Annotated in this window: 1 protein-coding gene; it reads right to left on the bottom strand. The window is 61.7% G+C overall.

The annotated features are described in order from the left end of the window. Positions 1–187 precede the first annotated feature (187 nt). Positions 188–426: IS30 family transposase (locus ABNF93_RS34755; protein WP_349332518.1), on the bottom strand; the 239-nt coding region annotated here is incomplete at its 5' end.

Here is a 426-nt window from a genome sequence, read left to right as displayed (position 1 = left end):
CCCATCCGGAACCGCCAGCAGATTCCCTCCAACATCAACCGGTGGTCATTCCATGGACGCCCCTGACGCCCATCCCCACAAGGAAGAACCGGCTCGATCACAGACCACAAACCATCGTCGATCACACCTGAACGGATCATGAAACCAATACTGGCCGACCACACACCACATCTTTAGGAGACACGACCTAGTCGAGGCCTTTGCGTGGTCGGGTGTTCAGTTCGCGCATCACCGCAGCGACGTGGGTGTCGGGGTGCACGGATAGGTCGGTCCCCTTGGGGAAGTACTGGCGGAGCAGGCCGTTGAAGTTCTCGTTCGCGCCGCGTTGCCAGGGGCTGGATCGTTCGGCGAAGTAGATGGCGATGCCGGTTGCGGCGGCAAGTTCGCGGTGTCGGGCCATCTCCACGCCCTGGTCCCAGGTGAGGG

The organism is Actinopolymorpha sp. B9G3 (assembly GCF_040120725.1).
Taxonomy (GTDB): domain Bacteria; phylum Actinomycetota; class Actinomycetes; order Propionibacteriales; family Actinopolymorphaceae; genus Thermasporomyces.
This window is presented reverse-complemented; position numbering and strand designations above follow the sequence as displayed.